The organism is Gammaproteobacteria bacterium (assembly GCA_022340215.1).
Classification (GTDB): domain Bacteria; phylum Pseudomonadota; class Gammaproteobacteria; order JAJDOJ01; family JAJDOJ01; genus JAJDOJ01.
Genome location: JAJDOJ010000271.1, coordinates 1 through 6,168, shown reverse-complemented (window position 1 = coordinate 6,168; position 6,168 = coordinate 1). Strand labels below are relative to the sequence as shown.

Sequence of the window (6,168 nt, the reverse complement as noted above, 5' to 3'; positions counted from 1 at the left end):
TGTTTGGCACCTCGATGTCGGCTCATCACATCCTGGGGCTGAAGCAGGTCCCAAGGGTATGGCTGTTCGCCATTTAAAGTGGTACGCGAGCTGGGTTTAGAACGTCGTGAGACAGTTCGGTCCCTATCTACCGTGGGCGTTCGAGACTTGAGGGAAGCTGCTCCTAGTACGAGAGGACCGGAGTGGACGCACCTCTGGTGTTCCGGTTGTCACGCCAGTGGCACTGCCGGGTAGCTACGTGCGGACGGGATAACCGCTGAAAGCATCTAAGCGGGAAGCCCCTCCCAAGATTAGGTCTCGCTGGACACTCGATGTCCCTAAAGGGCCCTCGAAGACTACGAGGTTGATAGGCTGGGTGTGGAAGCGCGGTAACGCGTGGAGCTAACCAGTACTAATTGCCCGTGAGGCTTGACCATATAACACCCAAGCATTTTGGGTGGTTGTTGAATCAGTGAAGACGACATGCTTGATGGATGCCTTTCATAGATTAGCGTCTGTCCGCGTTTGATAGCGTGGATAGGCATTACCGGTTTGTCTGGCGGCAATAGCGAGTGTGAACCACCCGAATCCATTCCGAACTCGGAAGTGAAACCACTCAGCGCCGATGATAGTGAGGGGCTTCCCCTTGCGAAAGTAGGTCACTGCCAGGCATTTCATTGGATAACCCCTGTCGGGCTGAACCCGGCAGGGGTTTTTATTGCGCGCAGGAGTTTGAAAGGCGGTCAGTAGCAGGAAGTGGCGCGGGTCTACCCCTGATGGGCTTTTTCGATCTTTGCCCAGGTATCCCGAAGTGTTACTGTCCTATTGAATACCAGATTTTCGGTGTGCCCATCGACGGCGTCCAGACAGAAATAGCCCTGGCGCTCAAATTGAAACCTGTCATCGAGGCTTACTGTTCCCAGTGCAGGTTCTACCTTACAACCCTGAAGTACAGTCAGCGAAGCCGGATTCAGATGGGAAATGAAGTCATTGCTCGAACCGGGATTCGGAACCGTAAACAAGCGATCATATAGACGAACTTCGGCATTCAGACATTGCGATCCATCCACCCAGTGAATCGTCCCTTTGACTTTCCTGTTGTCAGGTGAGGACCCGCCGCGTGTCTGGAGGTCGTAAGAGCAGACAAGTTCGACAACATCACCGTCTTCATTCTTGATAACCTTCTTGCAGGTTATGAAGTAAGCGTACCTCAGCCTGACTTCCCTCCCTGGTGCCAGCCGGAAGAACTTCTTCGGGGGATCTTCCATGAAGTCATCACGTTCTATGTAAATGACTCTCGAGAACGGGACTTTGCGCGTACCCATTTCAGGGCGGGCGGGATGGTTAGCCGCATCTAGTTCTTCGACATGTTTGTCCGGGTAATTTTCAATAGTGACACGCAGCGGTCTAAGGACTGCCATTGCACGTGGGGCGTGTTCGTTAAGATTCTCACGTATCGCGTTCTCCAGGACTCCTATCGAGATGCATGTATCCTTTTTTGTGATTCCAATACGGTCGCTGAATTCCCTGATTGCTGGGGGAGTGTAGCCACGTCGTCTCAACCCTGAAATCGTCGGCATGCGGGGATCGTCCCACCCACTGACGTGTTCTTGCTGAACGAGCTGTTGGAGTTTCCTTTTGCTCATCACCGTGTATTCGAGTTCGAGTCGTGCAAACTCAATCTGTTGCGGATGGCAGTTGGTTTCGACTTCAACCAGTACCCAGTCGTAGAGTGGACGATGGTCCTCGAATTCCAGGGTACAAAGAGAATGCGTGATTTTCTCGAAGGCATCAGAAAGTGGATGGACGAAGTCGTACATCGGATAGATGCACCAGTCGTCCCCGGTCAGATGATGGTGCGCGTGTTTGATACGGTATAAGACTGGATCGCGCATATTGAGGTTCGGTGACGCCATATCGATTGTAGCGCGCAGAACGTGTTCGCCGTCGCTAAAATCGCCTGCACGCATTCGCTGAAAGAGATCAAGATTGTCGTCGATGGACCTGTTTCGGTAAGGACTGTCTTTCCCCGGTTCCTTCAAGGTGCCGCGAAGTGTGCGCATCTCTTCTGCGTTAAGACTGTCGACATAGGCTTTTCCCTTTTTGATTAGCGACAAAGCGCATTCATACAGTTGCTCGAAGTACTCAGAAGCATGGTGTAGTTCATCCCAATCGTATCCCAACCAATGAACATCCCGCATAATGGATTCAACGTATTCGAGCTCTTCTTTTTCCGGGTTGCTGTCGTCGAATCTCAGATTGCATTTACCGTGGAAGTCCTTGGATATCCCGAAGTTCAAGCAGATCGATTTCGCATGACCGATATGTAGATGGCCATTCGGTTCTGGTGGGAAACGCGTATATACCCGCCCATTGTTCCTTCCCTCACGCAAGTCCTTCTCGATTATTGATCGAATGAAGTTCACAGGTTGGTCTTTTTCACTCATGATCGCATTCAAAGGGTCAGGCATAGCTTGCAGATCTCAGAAGCCGGTTTGACAATAAACAAGATCTCCGGTCACGACAGGTATCCGAGGAGCCTCCGTAGCAGCCGGTCATCGCATTTCCGATGTTTCGGTACCCACACCTCGATGTGTGGTCTGACTGGAGTATTACCGAACTGGTTGTTGACGACAGCTTGTGGTTGCTTGATCAGTCCAGTCCAGACGTCCCTGCCAGAGAATTGCTGCCTTTGCAAATGGGCTCCCTTGGCTGCCCGAAGAGTCCCTAGTAGAGCCCCGCAGCACTGTACTGTTGATAGTATCCCATTACACGCTTGACGTACTCGATGGTTTCCTCGTAGGGAGGGATGCCGCTATACTTCTTAACGGCCTCCGGGCCGGCGTTGTAGGCGGCAAGCGCAATGCGAAGGTCGTTTTCAAACTCGGAGAGCATCTGGCTGAAATATCGTATGCCTCCCTGAATATTCTCCTCGGCGTCAAAAATGTTCTCTACACCCATCTTCATCGCAGTCTGTGGCATCAACTGCATCAGCCCTTTTGCCCCGACGCGGGATACCGCATACCGGTCGTAGCAGGATTCGGCCCGGATGATGGCCTTCACAAGGTTGGGGTCGATCTGGAATTTTCTCGAATAGCGTTCGATGGTTCCGGCATGCTTCTGTTCACGCCTTAACAATGACTGCGAGGTTGACGAGCAGACCACAGAACCGGATTCTCGCGAATCGCGCGGCTTGCCGACAGTGGCCAGGAGGGAGAACTTGTCATCCTTCAGCTTCGTGCTCGAATACCAAAGGGTACCGTCCTTCTCGCGATAGATATAGTAATTCGAACCCGCGGTCGCATACGGGGCGCAAACGATCATCAAGATCAGGGTCGTGACCGCGGTCAGGTTGACTGGGAGTCGCATTTCGTTTTCTATTGATGCGGCAATACCCCGTATTCTAGACCGGATTCCCCGGTGTGCATATTCACCCAGACGGTCGAATACGACCGGTTGTCTCCTCGATTCTCATGACTGACCATGCAAGACTGATCGTTGAGCTCTCGGACGGGCGTCCTCGCACTCTTGCCGGCCTGAGCGAGGACCTGGGGACACACCCGGAGGGGATCCTCGCCGCGTTTCGGGAACTCTCGAATAGCGGGATATTGGTAGTCCGCTTGGACGCCAATAAATACTGTCTTGCGCATGCGATCGAACCTCTCGATTCCGGACTGATTCGCGGAAGTCTGCCCGAGCAAGTCCGCCGTAAGGTTGTGGACCTGGACGTGCAGCAGCGAGTCGACTCCACGAATGCCAGATTGATGCGGTTGAGTTCACACGACGTCGGTGGGGTTCGGATTTGCCTGGCGGAGATGCAGACGGGTGGTCGTGGCAGGAGGGGTAGGGAGTGGCTCTCGCCGTATGCCGGTGGTGTGTACCTTTCGGTGCGGCAGCACGTTGTCCCGGGCCAGCGACACCTTGGTGCCCTGAGTCCATTGCTCGCCCTGAACCTGGCCGACGCTCTCAGAGGGCTCGGGGCAAGGGGCATCGGCGTCAAATGGCCCAACGACCTGGTCCGGTCAGGGAAAAAGCTGGGCGGTATTCTGATCGAGACCAGGATTTATGCCGACCAGAGTGTGACAGTAGTATGCGGGGTGGGAGTGAACTACCGGTTTCCCCCGGAATGGTCGACCAGGAGCGATCGGCCGATCGTCGATTTGCAAGAAATCATGCCCCGGAACCTGGTATCGCGCAATCGTGTAGCCGCAGTCATCATTGCCACTGTCGTCGATACGGTCTGCGGGATGGCTGCGCACGGGGTGCAGGATCTTCCAGTCCGATGGCGGGTTCGCGACGATATGGTAGGTAAGGTCGTCGAACTACGTGAGGGCAACGGGAAGACCGTGCGCGGTTGTTCCGCCGGGATTGATTGTTCAGGTCGCATCGTACTGCATACGGAACGTGGTCAGGAGTCCTTCGCACTTGGTGATGTGAGTCTGCGGGAGGCAATGTGATCGCGCTGCTCGATCTGGGGAACAGCCGCTTCAAGCTGGCGCCGTTTGACCGGGGGCAACTCGGAAATGTGAGTGTCATGCAGTACGGCACCGATCCGGTGGACTCGGTAGTCAGGGCGTTGTGGAGGATTTGCCCGAAACGGGTCTACATGGCGTCGGTACGTGGTGCAGGTTTCAATCACGATCTCAGCAGGATTTTGAGGATGAACCCGGGTATCGTTGTGAAATTCGTCCAGACACCCGAATCTGGATTTGGTGTCCGGATTGCATACCGGAATCCATCGCATCTGGGCGTGGACAGATTTCTTTCCATGGTTGCGGTCAGGAGAGCGTTGGGGACTGCGGCCATCGTGCTGGATTGTGGTACCGCAGTGACGGTCGACGCCCTGGATGTCGAAGGAAGGCATCTGGGAGGTTTGATATTTCCGGGACTACAGTTGATGAGATCGAGCCTCAATGCCGGCGCTGCGGAGATCAGTGTATCCGGGCGGGAAGATGTCCGCGATCTGTTTGCCAGCGACACAATAGACGGGGTTCTCTCAGGAACGACCCGGGCCATGCTCGCATCGCTCGAGAAGATCAGCAGCGATATGCGAGAGCGCATGCGACCGCCGATCAGCACTGTGATTGATGGCGGAGATGCGGACTATCTCGCCCCGAACCTCTCCGGGTCATTCGTTCGAATGCGTCATCTCGTACTCAGAGGCCTTGCGGTTCTGGTGGCGGGGGAATGATGCGCGCGCTTTTTTTCATGCTTCTCGCCGCCAACCTGGTTTACCTGGTCTGGGTACTGGCAAACCCGCTGGAACCTCCGACAAGTCCGGCCCCGCCAATTCCCTCGTCGGCCGAACGGCTGATACTTTGGAGTGAATCCGGCGATGGCGCAGGCGGCACGGCGGCGCAGACAATGGACGGCGGCCATGCCGTCAACGAACCCGTTGGGGAGGGCGTTGCTGAACGCGAGGCGGCATCGGGGACGTCACCACCCAGGTGCTATAGCATTGGGCCGTTCGCTGCGGAAGAAACTGCGCGGCAGGCGGCCGAAGCGCTCACGGGCGTGGATCCGGATGTGGAGGTCAGGGAGGCCAGGCAGAGAAGGCCAACCGGTTACTGGGTCTACCTCACCGGCTTCGACGGTCCAGGACAAGCCCGGGAGGCCGTTGACGAGCTGAAGGCCGGGGGGGTCAGAGACTACTATATCGAGACGGTGGGGGAGTACAGGAAAACGATTTCGCTCGGGCTCTACAACTATCGCAGTCGGGCCGCCAGGAGGGCTGACGACATCCGCAAACTGGGATTCGATCCTCAGATCCGTCCCAACCTGAGAAACGTCATCGAATATTGGATCGATTACGGGGCTGGCGAGGATGTGGAGATGTCGCCGGCGCGGTGGCGCGATTTGGTGCAGGCACCGGATTCAGTGGAGCAACTGGAACGGGACTGCCACTGAGGATTCTGGGATTCCCCGTGTTCGGTCCCGGATCGACTGGCTCAGGTGAAGTCGTGCAGGGGTTCGGATCGGTGAAGCCCGGTACCGGCGGGCACCTGATTGCGGACTGCCCGGCGTCAACATGCGCTGGCAATGGGATTCAGGCGATTGCCGGAAAATGGCATACCGGATCGCGCCGGGTGAGCTGCGAAGCAGTGAACGGCTTGGGCAGGAAGCCCAAGACCGGTGCCCAAGCAAAGCAGGGACAGCGCCGCGCCGGGATCGTTCGTCATCCAGGCGCGA

At 56.0% G+C, this 6,168-nt stretch carries 5 protein-coding genes and 2 rRNA genes; 5 read left to right on the top strand and 2 right to left on the bottom strand.

Going from position 1 to position 6,168, the window contains the following annotated elements:
* Both LJE91_18480 and rrf read left to right on the top strand, forming a co-directional pair.
* A 23S ribosomal RNA gene (locus tag LJE91_18480) occupies positions 1 to 416 on the top strand; the annotation flags it as partial.
* Positions 417 to 534: 118 nt separating this feature from the next.
* Positions 535 to 650: ribosomal RNA gene (rrf, locus tag LJE91_18475) — 5S ribosomal RNA — on the top strand.
* 96 nt (positions 651 to 746) lie between these two features.
* On the opposite strand, the gene LJE91_18470 is transcribed toward rrf, so the two are convergent.
* Positions 747 to 2,426 carry a glutamine--tRNA ligase/YqeY domain fusion protein gene (locus tag LJE91_18470; protein MCG6870635.1) on the bottom strand — a complete coding sequence of 560 codons (1,680 nt, stop codon included), beginning with the start codon at positions 2,424 to 2,426 and terminating at the stop codon, positions 747 to 749.
* A 280-nt stretch (positions 2,427 to 2,706) separates the two neighbouring features.
* Entirely contained in the window at positions 2,707 to 3,348 is a 642-nt protein-coding gene (locus LJE91_18465) for a lytic transglycosylase domain-containing protein (protein ID MCG6870634.1), read from the bottom strand.
* A 104-nt stretch (positions 3,349 to 3,452) separates the two neighbouring features.
* On the opposite strand from LJE91_18465, the gene LJE91_18460 reads away from it, so the two are divergent.
* The 3 genes from LJE91_18460 to LJE91_18450 are packed head-to-tail and all read left to right on the top strand — an operon-like array spanning position 3,453 to position 5,886.
* Positions 3,453 to 4,436 (top strand): biotin--[acetyl-CoA-carboxylase] ligase, encoded by a 984-nt coding sequence (locus tag LJE91_18460; protein ID MCG6870633.1) that lies wholly within the window; start codon positions 3,453 to 3,455, stop codon positions 4,434 to 4,436.
* The gene (locus tag LJE91_18455) at positions 4,433 to 5,170 is read left to right on the top strand and encodes a type III pantothenate kinase (GenBank protein MCG6870632.1); all 738 of its coding nucleotides are present in this window, start codon (positions 4,433 to 4,435) and stop codon (positions 5,168 to 5,170) included. Before LJE91_18460 ends, LJE91_18455 begins: the two co-directional genes overlap by 4 nt.
* Positions 5,167 to 5,886, top strand: a complete 720-nt coding sequence (locus tag LJE91_18450) for an SPOR domain-containing protein (GenBank protein ID MCG6870631.1) — start codon at positions 5,167 to 5,169, stop codon at positions 5,884 to 5,886. The genes LJE91_18455 and LJE91_18450 overlap by 4 nt, the downstream gene beginning before the upstream one ends.
* Positions 5,887 to 6,168 lie beyond the last annotated feature (282 nt).